Below are 17,681 nucleotides of genomic sequence, written 5' to 3' on the forward strand. Positions count from 1 at the left end.
CATCCTCCTCGGTTTGGTATTTGTTTAGCAACTATATTTTACCGAGGTATGAGCTTTGGCTCAACTCCTTTTTACACCATTATATAGACTTAATCAATTTTGCGATAAGGCACATTACAGTATAGACACTTTTTTTGTTAAAAGTGAATCCAGTCCAATCATGCTATTGATGGGTAAATTAAGGGAAACCGATAAAAGCAAGCTTATGGATGTCATTAATAGAATTCGGATCAGGGAAAAGTATTATGCAATCAGCAAAAGGTGTGAAGGCTAATGATTATCGATACCGAATTGATAGAGAACTACTCTCAAAAGCGTTTTGATTTTAAAAGTGATTCGTTAGACAAAAATGATATTTTAAGAATAAAAAGTCTTGCTGAGGAGAAGCGAGCGGAGTACGGTATCGGGCCTATTGGCAGAGATATCTTTCGCTATATTCGAGAGAAAGAACCAAACATCTTTTTTGAGAAGGAACCATTCGATAATAAGGATTTAGATGCAGTACTTTTTCTTCCTGATCCTAATAAAAACAATGCCTATATTATATTGAACTCAAACCAACCTTTATTTAATCAAATTTTTGCTACTGCTCACGAGTATTATCATTATATTGAGGATTTAGAAACAGTAAAGCAGAATCCAAAGGTTTGCTCAATGTCTAGCTTGGGAGATAAGAGTGAACAGAAAGCAAGCAGATTTGCCGCAGAGTTTTTATTACCTGAGCAAGCTCTGAAAAAAGTAATAACCCGATATCTTTCCATTATGAATTTGGATAGCTTGGAACAGGATATCGCACATATTGCCGCTATTTGCTATGCGCTTACTATCCGCTACTGTATGCCTGTTAAAGCTATATTATTCAGACTTTGTGAAGAAGGATACATTAAGGATGAAGCCAGTTTAATTTCTAATTATGAGTTTGTTAAAAATTTGATGCGTGAAATAAAAACACAGTATTCCAGAGAATTGGAGGAATTGCTTAGCAATGAAAACCCATATATAGAAGAAGTCACGTACAAGTTAATACCAAAAGCATATAACTCTGGATTTGTTTCATTAGAACAAGTTATTGAGGATGCTGAAGCCTTAAAATTAAACATAGAGGATATAATGGAAACTCTTGACATTGAAACGGATATAGAAGATGATGAAGATATAAATGATGATATTCGTGAAAACTTGTTGAAAAAAATAAGAGAGATGGAACAATAGATGAATTTGCTTAATAATATTAAGTCAAACCCTATTGTTTTAGATGCGTGTATACTCATGGCTGGAGTGGTTAGCAGAATGATGACACCAATTACTGCTTTGAGAACATGAAATTATCGTATCTCGTTCCCATGCTTGAATATTTATCTAACATTAAAATTCATGAATATGTATTTGAGGAACTAGATGAAGAACGCAAAAACCTGATTAGCATATATATAGAGAAAAACGTAGAAATTGTTAGTGAAGACAATTTATACGGAAAAGATCCGCTTTATACTACGATATTCAATAAAATTGCAACACATGAGCTTTTTTAATTACCACCGGAGTGACAGAAAGAATCGAGGAGAAATCTTTTCACTTTCTTTTGCTGCCTTCCATAAATTGCCTTATTTTTCAACACGAGATGGGATAGCTGTTCAGGTGATGCATGAGATACCGGAACTTCATAATATTAAGCCGGTGGGCTTTGAATATATGTTGGCTATAGGTTATTTATTTAACAAAAACTGTGGGAAAGAGTTAAATAGAAGACTAAAATCACTTTACAAAGTGTATTGTGCACCGGCCATTAAAAAGGGACTAATACCCACTACATTTCTTGAGTTTTTAGTTAGTATCGGTAGTTAGTTAGGGGTTTTAAAATGGCTTGGAAATGCTATCTTATGGGCCTGATTGGACTCCTGCTCCTCTGATATGCTTACGCCTTATTAACTAGTCAGGTTGCAGCAAAGCAGCGTTTTTGCAACCTCCGGCGAAGCCTTATGCTTTCCTTCCCCGAAGGTCCAGCCGAACCCGTCGCCCTTGTATCTGGGAAAGACATGCAGGTGGTAATGTCCCACGTCGTTGAACAGCCCGCCGTTTTGCATGATGCTGTAACCCTCGGGGGAATAGCGTTCTTTCAATATCCTGACGATTCTCTTTGCCAGCAGCATGATGGCTGCCAGGGTTTCATCGGGGATTTCGTCGGCATCCAGGTAGTGCCTGTTGGGGACGATCAGGACATGGCCCTCATGGATGGGGTCATAGTCCAAAAAACAGGTCACCAGCTCATCCCTGTAAATGATATTTGCATCGGCTTCTCCGTTTGCTATTTGGCAGAATATGCAGCTCACCATGGTTCCTCCCCGACTAGCCTCTCTTTTCATAAAAATATACCCGTTTCCGCATGGAAGGAACAAGGCTGAATAACGGTGCAACATACTCCTGCCCCACGCGTTTCTTTACCTTTATCTTTAAAACAGGACAGGTTTAACCCAGCCTGCTCTCCACGATTTCCACGAACCTGGCCGAGGAAGGGGAGAGGGGAACGCTCTTCAAGGTGCAAAAGCCGATGGCGCGCTCCGGGATGGCCTCCTCAAGCTCGACCTTCCACAAAAGGCCCTTTTGCAGATAATCCTGTGAGAACTCTTCGATGACGCAGGCAATGCCGAAATTAAAACGGGCAAATTCCAGCAAAAGATCATGGGAACCCAGCTCGATTTCGGGCCGGAGCTTGATTCCCCTGGACAGCATGAACCGCTCCACGTATTGTCTGGAGTTGGATTTGGTCTCCAGTAGAATAAGGGGAAGCTCCACGAGCTGCTCAAAACGGCGGATCCTGCAACAGGCCTCCCGGTATTTTTCCCCGCAGACAAAAATATCATGGATGGTGCCGCAAACGCGGACCGAAAGGGACGGATCCCGGATAGGGAGGTTGCAGATGGCCAGATCCACTTCCCCTGCCTTTACCATGGCGCAAAGTTCGGGGGTTGTCCGGTTGATGACCCGCAGCTTGATATTGGGGTAGTTTCTGTGGAACTCCTCCAGGTGGGGAAGCAGAAAGTATTTGGACACCGTATCGCCCACACCGATCTTGAGCTCGCCCGACTCCAGGCCGCAGGACTCGGCAACCTTGGCCTCGCCCATCCGTACCAGGTTCATGGCAGAACTGATGTATTCATAGAGCAGTTTTCCTTCATTGGTCAGGGACACACCCCTGGGCGTCCGGATGAAAAGCCGGGTACCCAGCTCCTTTTCAAGGTTCATGATGGCCAGGCTTACAGCCGGCTGGGTCATGAACAGTGCCTTTGCGGCACCTGAAAAACTCCTGCACCGGGCTACCTCGGCGAAAACTCTGTATAAATCAAGCTTTCCAATCATATAAACACACCTTATGATTCCTATTAATGCTATCTATTTTACTTATAACATGAGAAACTATATAATACAAATGCCCAATTAATTGGTCCGGAGGAGAAGAGATATGGAGAGACTAGTTGGAACAGTTGTGCGCGGCCTGAGGACGCCCATCATCAACCGGGGAGACGATCTGGCTCAAATCGTCGTCGATACGGTTATCGGGGCATCGGAAGCGGAAGGGTTTGCCATCCAGGACCGCGATATCATCGGCATCACCGAGTCGGTTGTGGCGCGGGCCCAGGGCAATTATGCCTCTATCGATGCCATCGCGAAAGATATCGGTAAGAAATTCGGAAGAGGCACTCTTGGCGTGATCTTTCCTATTCTGAGCAGGAACCGCTTTGCGGTTTGCCTTCGCGGCATCGCCAAAGGTGTGGATAAGGTTGTGCTCATGCTCTCCTATCCGGCCGACGAGGTGGGTAACCACCTGGTGGACGAGGATCTCCTCGATGAAAAAGGCGTGAATCCGTGGAGCGACGTGCTCACCGAGAAGGAATTCCGCGAGCTCTTCGGGTATTACAAACACCCCTTTACCGGGATGGACTACATCGAATACTATAAGTCCATTGTTACCGAATGCGGTGCCCAGTGCGAGGTACTGTTTGCCAACAATCCCACGGCGATTCTGAAATATACCAAAAACGTCCTGGCTTGCGATATCCATACCCGCAAGCGGACCAAAAGGATCCTGAAAGCCGCCGGTGCGGAACGGGTATATGGGCTGGAAGACATCCTGTCGGAGCCTGTTGACGGCAGCGGCTACAATGAGCAATACGGGCTTCTGGGCTCCAACAAGGCCACCGAAGAGAGCGTCAAGCTGTTCCCGCGCGACTGCCAGGCGTTTGTTGAGAGAATTCAGGCCATCCTCAGGGAAAGGACCGGCAAAACCGTCGAGGTCATGGTTTACGGGGACGGAGCCTTCAAGGATCCGGTGGGCAAGATCTGGGAACTGGCCGATCCGGTCGTATCCCCCGGCTATACCAAGGGGCTGGAGGGAACCCCCAACGAGGTCAAGCTCAAGTACCTGGCAGACAATGAATTTGCCGGGCTGAAGGGTGAGGAGCAGAAAAAGGCCATCGAAGCGTATATCAAAAACAAGCAGGCCAACCTGGTAGGCGCCATGGCCGCTCAGGGCACCACTCCGAGAAGGCTGACCGATCTCATCGGCTCCCTGTGCGATCTCACCTCGGGAAGCGGCGACAAGGGAACGCCCGTCATTTATATCCAGGGCTACTTCGACAACTACACCAAATAAGCGCGTTGAAAAGCAATGCCCCGGCCGATGACATACCGGTCGGGGCTTATTTTATTCTGTCGGTGAAAACCGGCTTTTTGCAGAGACTTTCGTGCTGCACAGGAAGAAGCCTGCTTTTAGCCCTTCACCCGGGCATAAGCCAGAAGCACGCTGTTTGCAAGATGACGCCGGAAAATCAGGAACAGGGTAACGGGAACCATCAGGAGGATTGATACGACAACAACGAGAACCATGCTGATAAGGTTCAACTTCAGTGTGTTTACAAGGGCCACTCTAAAGTCCCTGTTCCCGAAGAGCGCGGAGAAATTGGCGAATACCGAGCTTTCTCCGTTCCAGGTGAAGTTTGCTTCCAGGGAATATACATCCGAAAAAGCGAGCATCACACCGTTGACCAGGGGAATTCCCATGAAGATGAGCAGCAAAAGCAGCATCAGGCCGCCGCCGGTCCTGACGGCAGTGGACCTTTCACGGTTATACATGGCCATGCACCTCATTGGCTCGTTCTGCCATCATTCTACTACATCATGAAAAGCAAGTAAATCATGTCAATCCGGCCCTGAAAGTGTGTTTGTCTGGCAGGGATCCGCACAGGTGGAGATGTTATCTGAAAAAAACAGGCCATTTGTCTTAAAAAATTTCATTCGGTTGGTGTGGAAACCTGATTTTGGATTGATACGGGAATTAATATTTGGTTAAATAAATAATAATCGTGTTATACATTTATGGGTTGAAAACAGGAGATCACTATGCCATACAAGGTAAAACGGGCTAGCCGCCTATTGAACAAAATCCTGAAAAAAACCCTGGGTCCATACCTGGTCAGGCGTTACCGCATTGAGTACATTGAGGAAAACATGCAGGGCCTTAAGCCACCCTTTGTGGTCATCGCCAACCACACCAACAACTGGGACCCGTTCATCATCTCCTACAAGATCAGCGAACCGATCCATTTCGTAACGTCGGTTGAACAGTTCAGGAGCCGGTTTATGCGCTTTTTGCTGGGGCTTGCGGGCTGCATCCCCAAAACCAAGGCCATGAGCGATGCCACCACGGTCAAGGGCCTTTTCCAGGTCAGGAACAGGGGAGATGTGGTGGGCGTTTTCCCTGAAGGGATGCGCTGTTGGGATGGCAGGACCGTCGAAATCCTGTATCCTACGGCCAAGGTACTGAAGAGTATGGGCGTGCCGGTTGTCTTTTTCAGGGTGAACGGTGCCTACCTGACCCATCCCCGCTGGGCCATAAAGTCCAGGAAAGGCAAGATCCAGGTAAGGTACGGCATCCTGTTCACGGCCGAGCAACTGAAAACCCTTTCGGTGGATGAGATCTACGAAAGGATGTGCGCGGCGCTTAAGACCGACGAGTACCGCTGGCAGGAGGAGCATATGATCCCCTTTGTGGGGCCGCGCCTGGCCGAAGCCCTGGAACGGGTTCTGTTCCTCTGCCCCAAATGCATGGCAATCGGCAGGCTTTTTTCAAAGGACGACACCCTGACCTGCCTGGCCTGCGGCGATACCGTGCGCTACAACCCCTATGGGTATTTTGAAAAGGACGGCGGTCAGCCACTGTTCAAATCTGTTCTGGAATGGAACCAGTGGCAGCTGAAAAAGCTGGAGGACATGGTCCGGGACAGGATGACAAATCCCCGGGAGCCCATTTTCGAGGACCAGGATGCCGCTCTCCTCAGAGGTGGTCGGTTTGAGGCCATCAGAAAAGAGAAAAAGGGAACTCTTCGCCTTTATGTGGACCACCTGGAATTCATCGGGCAGGATAATCAAAAATCAAGTTTTGATCTGTCCCGCATGAACGGGGTCAGCACCCATCTGACGGACTGGTTCGATTTTTACCATGAAGGGCATTTCCACAGGGTTGCCTTTAAGGATCACCATACATCCGCCAACAAGTATACCGAGGCTTACGAAGTGATTAAAAGACTGGTGCCCGGAAAAGGCCACCCAAAGGAGGAATGATTTTGAATACAGGACAAATCTGGGACTATATCTTGGATGTGTCGATGCTGTCCATCCTTTTGCTGGCTGCAACGCTGATGAAGCGTAAGGTGGCTTTTTTCAGGAAAAATCCCATTCCCGTACCCGTCATTGCGGGATTCCTGGGGTTGGTGCTTGGCAAGGACGTCCTGGGAATCATGGTTTTCAGCGGCGTACGGCTAGAAAACCTGGTATACCACCTGATGAATATCGGGTTCATCGCCCTGTCCCTCAAGGCCTCGCAGAAGGTCAAGAACAAGGAATATGTGCATTCGGGCATGTTTATCGTCAGCACCTATGTGGTGCAGGGACTTTTGGGCTTTGCCCTGTCGCTCCTGTTTTTCTATACCGTGTTCCCCAAGACCTTCCCGCTTTCGGGGCTGCTTCTTCCTTTGGGATTCGGTCAGGGGCCCGGACAGGCCTATTCCATGGGACACCAATGGGAGGCGCTGGGTTTTGCCCATGGCGGGAACCTGGGCCTGACAGTTGCAGCCATCGGCTATATCTGGGCCTGCGCGGGCGGTGTGGCCCTCATCGCCTGGCTGAAAAAGAAAAAGCGGCTGAAGACCTATGATGAAATCTATGGAGAGCCCCTGGACAGGCCCAATATCTATGATGAGGAAAAACCGGTGGAACTTCCCCTGAAGGAGTCCATCGACGGCCTCTCCCTCCAGATGATCCTTATCGGCGCCGTGTACCTGGTGACCTATCTGACCCTGAAAGGCCTGGAATCTGTGCTGACCGGCACGGGTGATTTCGGGAGAACCCTGGCACAGCTGCTTTGGGGCTTCAGCTTCATCATAGGTGCCGTATACGGCATGCTGGCCAGAAGAATCCTGGATTTCTGCCACCAGCGTAAATGGATGAAGCACAGCTACACCTGCAATTACCTTCTGGAACGTGTTTCAGGCGTTTCTTTCGACTTTATGATCACGGCTGCCATAGCGGCAGTTTCCATCTATATGCTCAAAGATCACCTGTTGCCCATCCTGATCATCACCACTGCGGGAGGGCTTGTGACCATCCTGTTCATCATGAAACTGGCTCAGCGCATCTACAAGACCGATACCCTGGAGAATGCGCTGGCCATGTACGGCATGCTCACCGGTACCATATCCACCGGCATTGCCCTGCTGCGCGAGGTTGATCCGCATTTTAAGACCCAGGCCGCCAGGAACCTTGTGTATGGGAGCGGAACCGGCCTGGCCTTCGGCGCGCCGCTGATGTTCCTTCTCAACATTCCCATCATGGGCTATGCCAACAAACAGCCCATCCTTTATCTTGTGACCCTCGTGGCTTTCGTGATTTATTTTGCCGTGCTGGTGTTTGCCATGCTGATGGGCACAAGGGATAAAAAGGGCACACAGGACGGTGTCTCATGACTTTCGGGCTTAACGCAAATACCATGGAACGGTCTCCCCGATGGGAGGCCAATTTGCTGACAACTCTATTGTGTCCGTTCCTTCAGCTTCATCAGGCTCAACAGGGTCAGGCCTCCCACGATGAGGGCTGCTCCCACGGCCTGAAGCCATGTCAGATCTTCCGACAGGACGATCCGTCCGGTGATGATGGTTATCACCGGGATGAGATTCAAAGCAGCCGAGGGCAGCACGGGTCCCAGTGCCTGGATGCTGTAAAGAAAAAAGACATAGGCCAGAGCCGAGCAAAACACACCCAGAAAAACCAGGTGGAGCAGCGCCGTCACAGAAGGTACCTTCCAGGCCGACACCTCGGGCACCGTGAACGGCACAAAGAGCGGGATGCTCAAAAGGGTTTGTACCGTGGTCAGCTTCAGGCTGCTATAACGTTCGCCCAGCCCGTTGCTGAGGAAGGTGTAAATGATCCATGACGCCATGGCGCCCAGGATCAGGAGGTTACCCAGGAAAGTGCTCCCTGAAAGGTCAATGGTTCCGTTCTCGGAGATGATGCAGTAGACGCCTGCCAGGGAGGCCAGGATGCATCCGAGGGCCGCCTTGCTGATGGGCTTCCGGGTAATGATGCTTTCGATGATCAGGGTAAAGACCGGAATGGCCGCAACCAACATGGAAGCGTTGGATGCGGTGGTCATGGTCAGGCCGGTGTTTTCAAACACGAAATAGAGGACGATCCCGAAGAAAGAGGCAAGCGCAAACAGCTTCAAATCGCCCTTCTCCAGCCTGAAACCCTCTTTTCGTATCCCCATGCACAAAAGCAGCGGCACAAGGGCCACAAATTGTCTGAAAAAGGCTATGGAGACGGGAGGAATCTCTTCCGCAAGAATCACCTTGGTGGATACAAAGGAAATCCCCCATACGAACACAGCCAGAAACAGGAAAAGCAGACCCAGGACTCTTCTTTTCATAACAGCTCCTCAACCCGGGATCATGGTTCCGGGTTTTTATCCAGCGTTTTTCCAGACAAGTATAGCACATTTGCGGCATGGGGGAACGATTCAATTTATGTAATTTTTCAATAGAAACCCGTCAGCGAAGCTGTCTTTCCACCTCCATCAGGGTGCTTTTCAGGGCATCAAGTGTTACGGTCAGGTCCTCAGCGTTGGGAAGATAGAACAGGATATCGTTGCCGGAGAATCTGATCTGGGCTGATGATCCGCCCGGTTCACGGGAAAGCCAGGTCCTCCTGAACAACCTGCTCCAGAACCGGGGCGGCTCGCTGTCCAGCTCCGCACGCAGGCAGAGCTTCATTCCTCCATGGGTTTCTTCATACCCCTTTATGGAGACGTGATTGATCTTCATGTCCGCCATCTCACCCCGATAAGTTTCTGATGCCGGCTTTATAAGGCACGGCACAGTTCAAATATTATGATGGATGGCAGTTCTTCATGACTTCATTGCTCCACGGATGGATTTCTGAACTTGCTGGTATCAGGCCTCAGAACAATGGTTGCGAGGGGTGGTATTTTTAAGACGATGGACCAGGATTTCCCATGCCAGGGAACGGGCTCGGCCTTCATGGGGCGGTCATTGACCACATGGCTCCCGCCGTATTGCTCCAGGTCCGAGTTGAACACCTCGGTGTAAACCGTGTCGAGGGGAGCGCCTATACGGTAGTTATCATGAGCGGCCGGCGTGAAATTGCAGACAAACACCAGCATATCCCGCCAGTCCTTGCCCTTCCTGATGAATGAGACGATGCTGTGTTCGGTGTCGGAGCAGTCGATCCATTCAAACCCGTCGTAATGGCTGTCGATCTGATAAAGCGCCGGCTCGTTCAGGTAGAAATGGTTGAGGTCGGCCACATAGTCGTGAAGCTTTTCGTGCATGGGATAGCCCAAAAGGTGCCAGTCCAGGCTCTCTTTGTATTTCCATTCGATGAACTGGCCGAATTCGCCGCCCATGAAGAGCAGCTTCTTGCCGGGATGGCCCATGAAATAGCCGAGGGCTCCGCGAAGGCCCGCGAATTTCTGCCAGTAGTCGCCCGGCATCTTGTCCAGCAGGGACTTCTTGCCGTGGACCACCTCGTCATGGGACAGGACCAGGATGAAGTTCTCGGACCAGGCGTACATGAGGGAGAAGGTGATCAGGTTCTGGTGGTATTTGCGGTAGACCGAATCCATGCTCACATACCGCAGGAAATCGTTCATCCAGCCCATGTTCCACTTGTGGGAAAAGCCCAGCCCGCCTTCATGAACGGGAGCGGTGACCTTGGGCCAGGCCGTGGATTCCTCGGCGATCATCATGACGTTGGGGTAATACCGGTAAACGGTGGTGTTCAGCTGCCTGAGGAATTCCACCGCCTCCAGGTTCTCTCGTCCGCCGTATTCATTGGGGATCCATTCCCCCGGCTTGCGGCAGTAATCCAGGTAGAGCATGGAGGCCACGGCGTCCACCCTCAGCCCGTCCACATGGTATTTGTCAAACCAGAACAGGGCGTTGGCCACAAGGAAATTCCTGACCTCGTGGCGACCATAGTTGAAGACATGGGTGCCCCATTCCAGGTGCTCGCCCTTGCGCTTGTCCTCGTGCTCGTAAAGGGCCGTCCCGTCGAACCGGGCCAGGCCGTGCCCGTCCTTGGGAAAATGGGCCGGCACCCAGTCCAGGATGACGCCCAGGCCGTTTTCGTGGCATTTGTCAACGAAATACTTGAAATCCGCCGGCGTGCCGTAGCGGGATGTTACCGCGTAATAGCCCGTCACCTGGTAGCCCCAGGAACCGTCGTAGGGATGCTCCATGACGGGAAGCAGTTCCAGGTGGGTATAACCCATCTTCTTGGCATAGGGTATCAGTCGCTCGGCCAGCTGCCGGTAGGACAGCGGTCTGAAGCCGGTTTCCGAATCGGGATCCGGATCAGGCTCCTGCTGCCAGGAACCCAGGTGTACCTCGTAGATGTTCACCGGCTTGTCGTAAACGGGCTCTTTTGCGCGCTTTGCCAGCCACTCCTCGTCGTGCCACTGGTAATCGTCCATGTCATAAACCCTGGATGCGGTCTGGGGAGGTTTTTCCGCATAAAAGGCGAAGGGATCGGCCTTGATATAGAGTTCCCCCGATGGGGTTTTTATCTCGTACTTATAGAGGTCGCCCGGCGCGAGCCCGGGGATGAACAGTTCCCAAACACCCGAGCTTCCCAGCATGCGCATCTGATGAATCCTTCCGTCCCACTGGTTGAAGCTGCCCACCACGCTGACCCTCTGGGCTGAAGGGGCCCATACAGCAAAGGAAGCCCCCTTCACACCGTTTACCTCGCGCAGGTGGCATCCCAGCTTTTCATAGATGCGATGGTGATTTCCCTGGTTGAAGAGGTACGTGTCGTAGTCTGACACCGTGGGAAGAAAGGCGTAAGGATCATATACGGTGTAGGAGGCACCGTCGGTTGTGGTGTGCACCAGCTGGTAGGCAAATAAATCGGGAGCTTCGATGACCGCTTCAAAAAAGCCCCTCTCATCTGTTTTTTCCATGGGATAACAACGGCCGCTATGTACATCCCTGACCGTAACCTTTTGGGAATGGGGGTTGAAAACCCGAACGACGACCGCGCCGTCCAGGGAATGCATGCCGAGGACCGCATGGGGATTTTTGTTCAGGCCTTGAATGGTTAATTCTATGAGACTGGCGGTTTCCGAACGCATAGGGCAATGTACCTCCATAAAGGACAAGTTGGATCTTACCGATCCATATTATTGTATTTTCCCCATTTAAACAACATCTATTGCATTCAAACAAAATATGATAAGCTATATACGGAGAATGGAAAATCGTCCCATTACCAGCCGGGTAAAGGAGATGATTAAAAGACTATGTACAGCAATGAGCCGATCAGGTACTACAAGAACAGAAGGACCAGGCCGGATCCCATCGTCCGGTGGCTGCAATTTTCGAGTATCATGGTCTGGTTTACTTTCCTGTTCAACGTCATTTTCATCCTGAATGCCAGACCGGTTCAGCAAGGGTTATTTGAGCGCTTTTTCAATGTTTCGGTACGGACCTACTGGGATGCGCAATCCTTACTGACAGCCCTGATTATTTCCCTGGTTCAGTTCCTGATAAGCATTGTTTCCATTTATCTCAACACCAAGCGCATGAAGCGCAAATATGATATCCGGTACATATCCCATCACGTTTCCGCAGGTCTGTCCCTGTTGATCATCATCATTCTCGCCGTTGTCCTCACCAGCTGGAACGCATAAAAAAACCCGGACCGGGCCTGGTTCAAAAGCCCTGTCCGGGTTTGATTATCGGTGGTATCGCATGGAGAACCGGTACAGGATGACCGCAGCTTCAGCCCGTGTGGCCGGCTGGCTCAGGTTCAGCGTGTAACCGTCTTGTGCGGGCATGATGCCGTATCCGGCAAGGGATGAGATGATCAGCTTCAGGTCTTCCGGTACCAGATGGCCATCCGTGAACTTGTCGAGATAGCCGACGTTGATGGTATACAGGGTCTGTCCCCTGGCCGTCAGGAACCTGTTCAGGAAGACTGCCATCTCGGCTTTTGTGACCGTGCTGAGCGGTCTCACATAACCGTTCTGGTCAGGAACGACAATACCCATTTTCACGGCTGTCATCATATAGGGATAATACCAATGGTTCGGCGCCGCATCCTTAAACGAAAACAGGAATTCGGACTCCGGCACAATGCCATAGGCTTTGAGAAGCAGGGTGATGAACTCTGCCCGGGTGATGTTGACTCCGGGATGGAACAGCCCGTCAGGGTTCCGGGCAATGACGCCTGATGCAGCCAGGGCGTTGACGGCATCCATGCACCAGGGGAATGCGTCCAGATCTTTGAAGGCCACTTTCTGCGGTATGGAAACCTGAATGGACTGTTTGGCGGATTCACCCCTGAGATTATAGGCGCATACCTCATAGCTGACCGTCGCCCCGGAAATGGCTGTGGTATCGGTAAAGCTTGTGGCATCCTTGCCGGTTGTACCGATCAGCGTCCGCTTTTGCTCATGAACCCTGTAAATCCGAAAGCCGTCCTCGGTCTTGCTGTTGTCATTCCAGGAGAGCAACACCTGGCTGTGGCCCATGGAAACGACCCGCAGTCCTGTCGGAGCATCCGGAGCGTACCCGGGAAGATGGTATACCGGACCGTAAACGATATTGCCCTTGTTTTCGGAGCGAACCCTGAAGTCATACTCTTTCCCGGGAGTCGGTAAGAAATAAACCAGCAGAGTGCTTCCTTTCTGGCCGAAGGTATAATCCATCCAGGGTTCGTTGATACCGTCTCGTATTTCAAGCGTATAAGTAACACCTTCGGGAGCCGGATCATCGCTGCCTATCAGCATATAGCTATCCAGGGGGAGGAAAAGTAGCTCGCCGGGCAGGAGCGGTTCGGCGTTATTCACCGGGTCGGTGACTGCAAAGCGGGAATAAACGCTCTCTCCGCGAACGGCACGGACGCGGTAGCGATAGATCTTGTTGGCATGGGCTGAGTAATCGGTCCAGTCGGTGGTATTCCTGGGGACCGTAGCGATCAGCTCCCAGGTCTTTCCGTCTTCCTTTCGCCATATCTCAAAACCCGACTCCACATCGAAAGGATACTCCCATATAAGGGAAATCCTTCCATGGGCGGCGGGCAAAGCCACAAGCTGTGACGGAGACGGTATGGTTTCAGTCTTGACGGTTATCACCCCGGAGTAGGCCAGAGATGACCCGGAGGATTTCTTGCGGATTAAAAGGCGGTAGGTATATTCCTCTCCCGGTTCGAGGCCGGTGTCATCGTCGTCACCGGAATCGATGTAGTAGTCGGCGGAAACCGAAGAGAATATGGTTTCGAATTCGCCGAAGCTGTTCAGTCTCTGGACATCCACCGTATAATCTTCAATTGGTTCCCGATCCCATTCCAGCCGGATCCTTGTTCCACTGATGGCAAAGCCGGTGAGGGACGTTTCAGAGGGGATGGTTGTTCGCCTGCTGATGCCGCTGGGCGAGGGTATGTAACGGGAATATGTGCCGTCGGGATACCTGGTGCGTATCCTGTAATGATAGACGGTATCGGGAGCCAGATCGTGATCCCTGTACTCCTGCTGATAGAAGGGCGCAGAGTAGATCTCCTTCCAGCCGCCGGCATCGCCGTCTTTCCGCTCTATGACTGTTTCGTACTGGAAACTGTCCGGAACCTTCAGATCGGGATAGCTCCATTCCAGGTTGATCTGGGTGCTGTATGACCCGGAGATGATGAGTTCGCTCGGATGAAGGTAGACCACCTCAACTTCATGGGTGTACGGGCTGGTATTATCCTTCAGATCATACCGGCGGGCGCGGTATTTATAGATATGGCCATTCTGAAGGTTAATGTCCTTGTAGCTGCTTTTTCCGGGATCCAGGGTGGCGATGACCTGGAATCTTTCCGAATCCCTGCTTCGTTCAATCTGGATGTACTGACCGTTTTTAGGCGCTTCCACATTGATCAGGACATAGGTTGATTCCAATTTGACGGAAAAGCCTTCCGGTGCAGGAAGGCTGTTGGCTGCAAAGGATATGGCCTGTAAAGCCGGCACCATGATCATCATTATCAAAAGGAAAACCAATCCGAACCTTTTCAAGACTATGCACTCCCGGTCTATTGTGTTATGCGGACAAAAGGGCATTTACCCAATGGATATATCGGCAAAAAAAGAGCCGGCGGTTAAGCCGGCAAGTAAAGGGGGTCAAAATGTATTGTGAGGTCATTTTCAAGTATGGGCAGGATTTGCACAATTTATACATGGATTCAGAAAAATCACGGCAACCTTGCCCGTGTTTTTCCCGAAACCGTCACCGGCCTGATTTGTGCCTGCTTTCCGGTATTCCCCATGGCGGTTTTCCTTGTTTGTTGCCCCCCGCTGCGGTATAATCAATGTGAATCCTTTAGCCTTACGGCGGAAAACCGATCACAGATTTTCCAGCCGGCGCAGGCGGCCAGGCCGCCCTGTTTGAGGGTTTGCCTGTATTTGAAAAGAAATGAAGGTTTGCTATGGATAAAGAAATTTGGCTCAGGCCCAAAAGGGTCAGCAATATCGGCGGAGAAGCCCTGATGGAAGGGGTCATGATGCGCGGCAAAAGCACCATGGCGTCCACCGTCAGGAAGGGCAATGGCGAGCTGGTAACCACCATTAAGCCCTATGTCCCCATCACCAAACGGCATAGGATCCTTGGCCTTCCTATCATCCGGGGAGCAATCAGCATGATCGAATCCATGGTTGTGGGCATTGGCGCCCTGATGGAATCAGCCGAGTATATCGAGTTCGAGGAAGCAGAGAGCAAGTTTGACAAGTGGATTGAAAAGAAGTTCGGCGATAAGTCCATGACCATCATCAAGTTTACCTCCGTCCTCTTTGCGCTGGTGATGGGCATTGGCCTTTTTATGCTCCTGCCCAATCTCGTTGCCGATCTCATCCCCTTTGACAAGGAAACGGCTTCAGGCGCTTTCCTGGCCAATATTATAGAGGGCGGTATCCGGATCGGGATATTTCTGCTCTATGTGTGGCTGGTTTCCAAAAGCAGGGATATGCGTCGCGTGTTCCAGTACCACGGCGCCGAGCATAAAACCATTTATGCCTATGAGAACATGGAGGAGCTGACGGTGGAGAATGTGAGAAAGCACACCCGGCTCCATCCCAGGTGCGGTACCACCTTTATTTTTGTGGTGGTGCTCATCAGTATCCTGATATTCGCGCTGACGGGCTGGCACAGCAAGCTGATCAACATGGTCATCCGGCTTGCCCTTCTGCCCGTTATCGCCGGAGTGTCCTATGAACTGTTCAAGCTGGCTGCCAGGTCAAACAGCAAGCTGGTGAAGCTTATCAGCGTTCCCGGCCTGCTCCTGCAGAAAATCACCACCCAGGAACCCGACGACAGCATGCTGGAGGTGGCCATTGCTTCCCTCAAGGCCGTGCTGGAAGCCGAGGAAGGGGAGGGCACAGAGAATGACAGTCTCAAGGCTGCTCAATGAAGCAGTCCAAAGGCTTAAAAAGGCGCAGATAGAAGACCCTGCCCTGGAAGCGGGTCTTCTTTTGTCATGGGCTTTGAAAAGGCCCAGGGCCTATATCTATGCCCATCCTGAGATGCAAGTGGATCCGGTAGAAGTCCGGCGAATCATGGAACTGGTGGAAAGGCGTAGCCTGGGTGAGCCGTTCCAGTACATCACCGGTGAATGCGAATTCATGTCGCTTACCTTCAAGGTCAATCCAAGCGTCCTGATTCCCAGGAGCGACACCGAGCTTCTGGCCGAAGCGGCGCTCTTTTCCCTGGGATGCCAGACACCTTTTGTCAGTCACGCCCTGTTTCGCGTGCCAAAACAGGGCGTAAGGCGGGTTCTGGATGTGGGGACGGGTTCGGGCTGCCTTGCGGTGACCATAGCCCGCTATGCCCGGGATGTTCGGGTGGATGCCCTGGATATTTCGGAAAAAGCTCTGGAAACCGCCAGGCAGAATGCGGAGCTCAATGGTGTTTCTTCGTTGATACACTTCATACGCGCCGATTTCCTCAAAGATGCCGGTTTTGCGGAGCAGCCCTACGACCTGATCGTGTCCAATCCGCCCTACATTTCCCGGGAAGACAGAACAGGCCTTATGGCTTCGGTGGAAAAATTTGAGCCGGAGCTGGCCCTGTTTGCGGATGACGGGGGCCTTAGCTTCTACAGGAGACTGGCCCACCTGTCCTCCGGGCTGCTTGCAGAGAACGGGGTCATCCTCGTGGAATGCGGCTTTAACCAGTCGCAGAGCGTGGCGGACATCTTCAAGGAGCGGGGGATGGAGATCCTGGTCTTGAAGGATCTGGCCGGAATCGGGCGCGTGGTTGCCGCTCGGTGCCGTGTATAAGGTGTAAAATTTTGCCCATACTCTATAACAGGAAAAAGAACGAAGAAATGGAGAGATAGAGTATGGCTGAACACATCCTGTCAGGTTCAGGAGCCGAGGTGCTGGGTTCCCTGAGCCAGGCTGTCAAAAAGCGCACAGGCCTGTTTGGAAGGACCTATGAGGATCCTGCCCTGGCCGAGCTTTACGAGACCATCCGCGAAGCCTGGCTGGAATGGCAGAATGCCCTTCTCAATTTTGAAGATGCCGACTGCAAGGAAATGGTGGACTATTACACCTATCGTATCAAGGCATCCCAAATCCGGTACGAATACCTGCTCAGAAAAGCGAAAGCGCTGCAGGCCCTTCAAGCTCAATGAATTTTTCCGGGCCATCCTGTATATAAATTAATGACGGCTGACACCAGGGTTCAACTTTTGGCATAAGTCTCAAACAAACCAAAGAAAACGGCTATTCCTGAACGATGGGACATCCATTCCGCGGGATAACCGTTTCTGTTTTTTGGAAGGGTGTTTGGTGTGGAAAGAGGACTGATAGTGCTTGCCTGGGTTGCGGGCGTCCTCATCGTTCTGGCCTTGGGTAAGGCGCTTATCCTGCCCATGAAGGTTGTATTCAGACTTCTCATCAACTGTCTTCTGGGAGGTCTTGTCATTTTGCTGATCAACCTCCTGGGGCAGCCCTTTGGCTTTTTTATCCCGCTCAATATTATTTCAGCCCTGGTTGCAGGGATTCTGGGCCTTCCTGGAATTATCCTGATGGTCATTCTCAAGTATCTGCTATAGCCGGCGCAGGATTTATCTGCATCTTT

Annotated in this window: 16 protein-coding genes; 9 read left to right on the forward strand and 7 right to left on the reverse strand. The window is 51.1% G+C overall.

Features of this window, described 5'->3' with window-relative positions:
* Positions 1-273: 273 nt before the first annotated feature.
* Positions 274-1,212, forward strand: a complete 939-nt coding sequence (locus F3H12_RS03840) for an ImmA/IrrE family metallo-endopeptidase (protein WP_149678043.1) — start codon at positions 274-276, stop codon at positions 1,210-1,212.
* Between the two features lie 713 nt (positions 1,213-1,925).
* Here the strand turns inward: F3H12_RS03840 and F3H12_RS03845 are convergent.
* Together F3H12_RS03845 and F3H12_RS03850 are read right to left on the reverse strand one after the other, a co-directional pair.
* The gene (locus F3H12_RS03845; protein ID WP_243133182.1) at positions 1,926-2,333 is read right to left on the reverse strand and encodes an HIT family protein; all 408 of its coding nucleotides are present in this window, start codon (positions 2,331-2,333) and stop codon (positions 1,926-1,928) included.
* A gap of 133 nt (positions 2,334-2,466) precedes the next feature.
* Positions 2,467-3,357 (reverse strand): LysR family transcriptional regulator, encoded by an 891-nt coding sequence (locus F3H12_RS03850; protein WP_149678045.1) that lies wholly within the window; start codon positions 3,355-3,357, stop codon positions 2,467-2,469.
* Between the two features lie 103 nt (positions 3,358-3,460).
* Here F3H12_RS03850 and F3H12_RS03855 point away from each other — a divergent pair, with 103 nt between their 5' ends.
* Positions 3,461-4,651 (forward strand): coenzyme F420-0:L-glutamate ligase, encoded by a 1,191-nt coding sequence (locus tag F3H12_RS03855; protein WP_149678046.1) that lies wholly within the window; start codon positions 3,461-3,463, stop codon positions 4,649-4,651.
* A gap of 116 nt (positions 4,652-4,767) precedes the next feature.
* On the opposite strand, the gene F3H12_RS03860 is transcribed toward F3H12_RS03855, so the two are convergent.
* The gene (locus tag F3H12_RS03860) at positions 4,768-5,130 is read right to left on the reverse strand and encodes a hypothetical protein (RefSeq protein ID WP_149678047.1); all 363 of its coding nucleotides are present in this window, start codon (positions 5,128-5,130) and stop codon (positions 4,768-4,770) included.
* Positions 5,131-5,397: 267 nt separating this feature from the next.
* Between F3H12_RS03860 and F3H12_RS03865 the strand changes: the two genes are divergently transcribed.
* Both F3H12_RS03865 and F3H12_RS03870 read left to right on the forward strand, forming a co-directional pair.
* Positions 5,398-6,618, forward strand: a complete 1,221-nt coding sequence (locus F3H12_RS03865) for a lysophospholipid acyltransferase family protein (protein WP_149678048.1) — start codon at positions 5,398-5,400, stop codon at positions 6,616-6,618.
* 2 nt (positions 6,619-6,620) lie between these two features.
* Positions 6,621-8,018: a sodium/glutamate symporter family protein gene (locus F3H12_RS03870; RefSeq protein WP_243133183.1), complete on the forward strand. Its 1,398-nt coding sequence runs from the start codon at positions 6,621-6,623 to the stop codon at positions 8,016-8,018.
* A gap of 65 nt (positions 8,019-8,083) precedes the next feature.
* On the opposite strand, the gene F3H12_RS03875 is transcribed toward F3H12_RS03870, so the two are convergent.
* The 3 genes from F3H12_RS03875 to glgB form a co-directional block, all read right to left on the reverse strand.
* Complete coding sequence (locus tag F3H12_RS03875) at positions 8,084-8,977, reverse strand: DMT family transporter (RefSeq protein WP_149678050.1); 894 nt, start codon at positions 8,975-8,977, stop codon at positions 8,084-8,086.
* Between the two features lie 121 nt (positions 8,978-9,098).
* On the reverse strand, positions 9,099-9,371 hold the full coding sequence (locus F3H12_RS03880; RefSeq protein ID WP_149678051.1) for a hypothetical protein: 273 nt from the start codon (positions 9,369-9,371) through the stop codon (positions 9,099-9,101).
* A gap of 92 nt (positions 9,372-9,463) precedes the next feature.
* Complete coding sequence (gene glgB, locus F3H12_RS03885) at positions 9,464-11,701, reverse strand: 1,4-alpha-glucan branching protein GlgB (RefSeq protein WP_149678052.1); 2,238 nt, start codon at positions 11,699-11,701, stop codon at positions 9,464-9,466.
* Positions 11,702-11,869: 168 nt separating this feature from the next.
* Between glgB and F3H12_RS03890 the strand changes: the two genes are divergently transcribed.
* Complete coding sequence (locus F3H12_RS03890) at positions 11,870-12,259, forward strand: hypothetical protein (protein WP_149678053.1); 390 nt, start codon at positions 11,870-11,872, stop codon at positions 12,257-12,259.
* Between the two features lie 45 nt (positions 12,260-12,304).
* On the opposite strand, the gene F3H12_RS03895 is transcribed toward F3H12_RS03890, so the two are convergent.
* On the reverse strand, positions 12,305-14,620 hold the full coding sequence (locus F3H12_RS03895; RefSeq protein ID WP_188118354.1) for an S-layer homology domain-containing protein: 2,316 nt from the start codon (positions 14,618-14,620) through the stop codon (positions 12,305-12,307).
* A gap of 410 nt (positions 14,621-15,030) precedes the next feature.
* Here F3H12_RS03895 and F3H12_RS03900 point away from each other — a divergent pair, with 410 nt between their 5' ends.
* From F3H12_RS03900 to F3H12_RS03915, 4 genes are all read left to right on the forward strand, one after another.
* Complete coding sequence (locus F3H12_RS03900; RefSeq protein WP_149678055.1) at positions 15,031-16,008, forward strand: DUF1385 domain-containing protein; 978 nt, start codon at positions 15,031-15,033, stop codon at positions 16,006-16,008.
* Positions 15,983-16,876, forward strand: coding sequence for a peptide chain release factor N(5)-glutamine methyltransferase (gene prmC, locus F3H12_RS03905; RefSeq protein ID WP_149678056.1), 894 nt, complete (start codon positions 15,983-15,985; stop codon positions 16,874-16,876). The genes F3H12_RS03900 and prmC overlap by 26 nt, the downstream gene beginning before the upstream one ends.
* Before the next feature lie 62 nt (positions 16,877-16,938).
* Positions 16,939-17,232: a DUF2508 family protein gene (locus F3H12_RS03910; RefSeq protein WP_149678057.1), complete on the forward strand. Its 294-nt coding sequence runs from the start codon at positions 16,939-16,941 to the stop codon at positions 17,230-17,232.
* A gap of 159 nt (positions 17,233-17,391) precedes the next feature.
* Positions 17,392-17,655 carry a pro-sigmaK processing inhibitor BofA family protein gene (locus F3H12_RS03915; RefSeq protein ID WP_149678058.1) on the forward strand — a complete coding sequence of 88 codons (264 nt, stop codon included), beginning with the start codon at positions 17,392-17,394 and terminating at the stop codon, positions 17,653-17,655.
* The last annotated feature ends 26 nt before the right edge of the window (positions 17,656-17,681 follow it).

It is taken from the genome of Thermoclostridium caenicola, from assembly GCF_900142095.1.
GTDB classification, from domain to species: Bacteria; Bacillota; Clostridia; order DSM-8532; family DSM-8532; genus Thermoclostridium_A; species Thermoclostridium_A caenicola.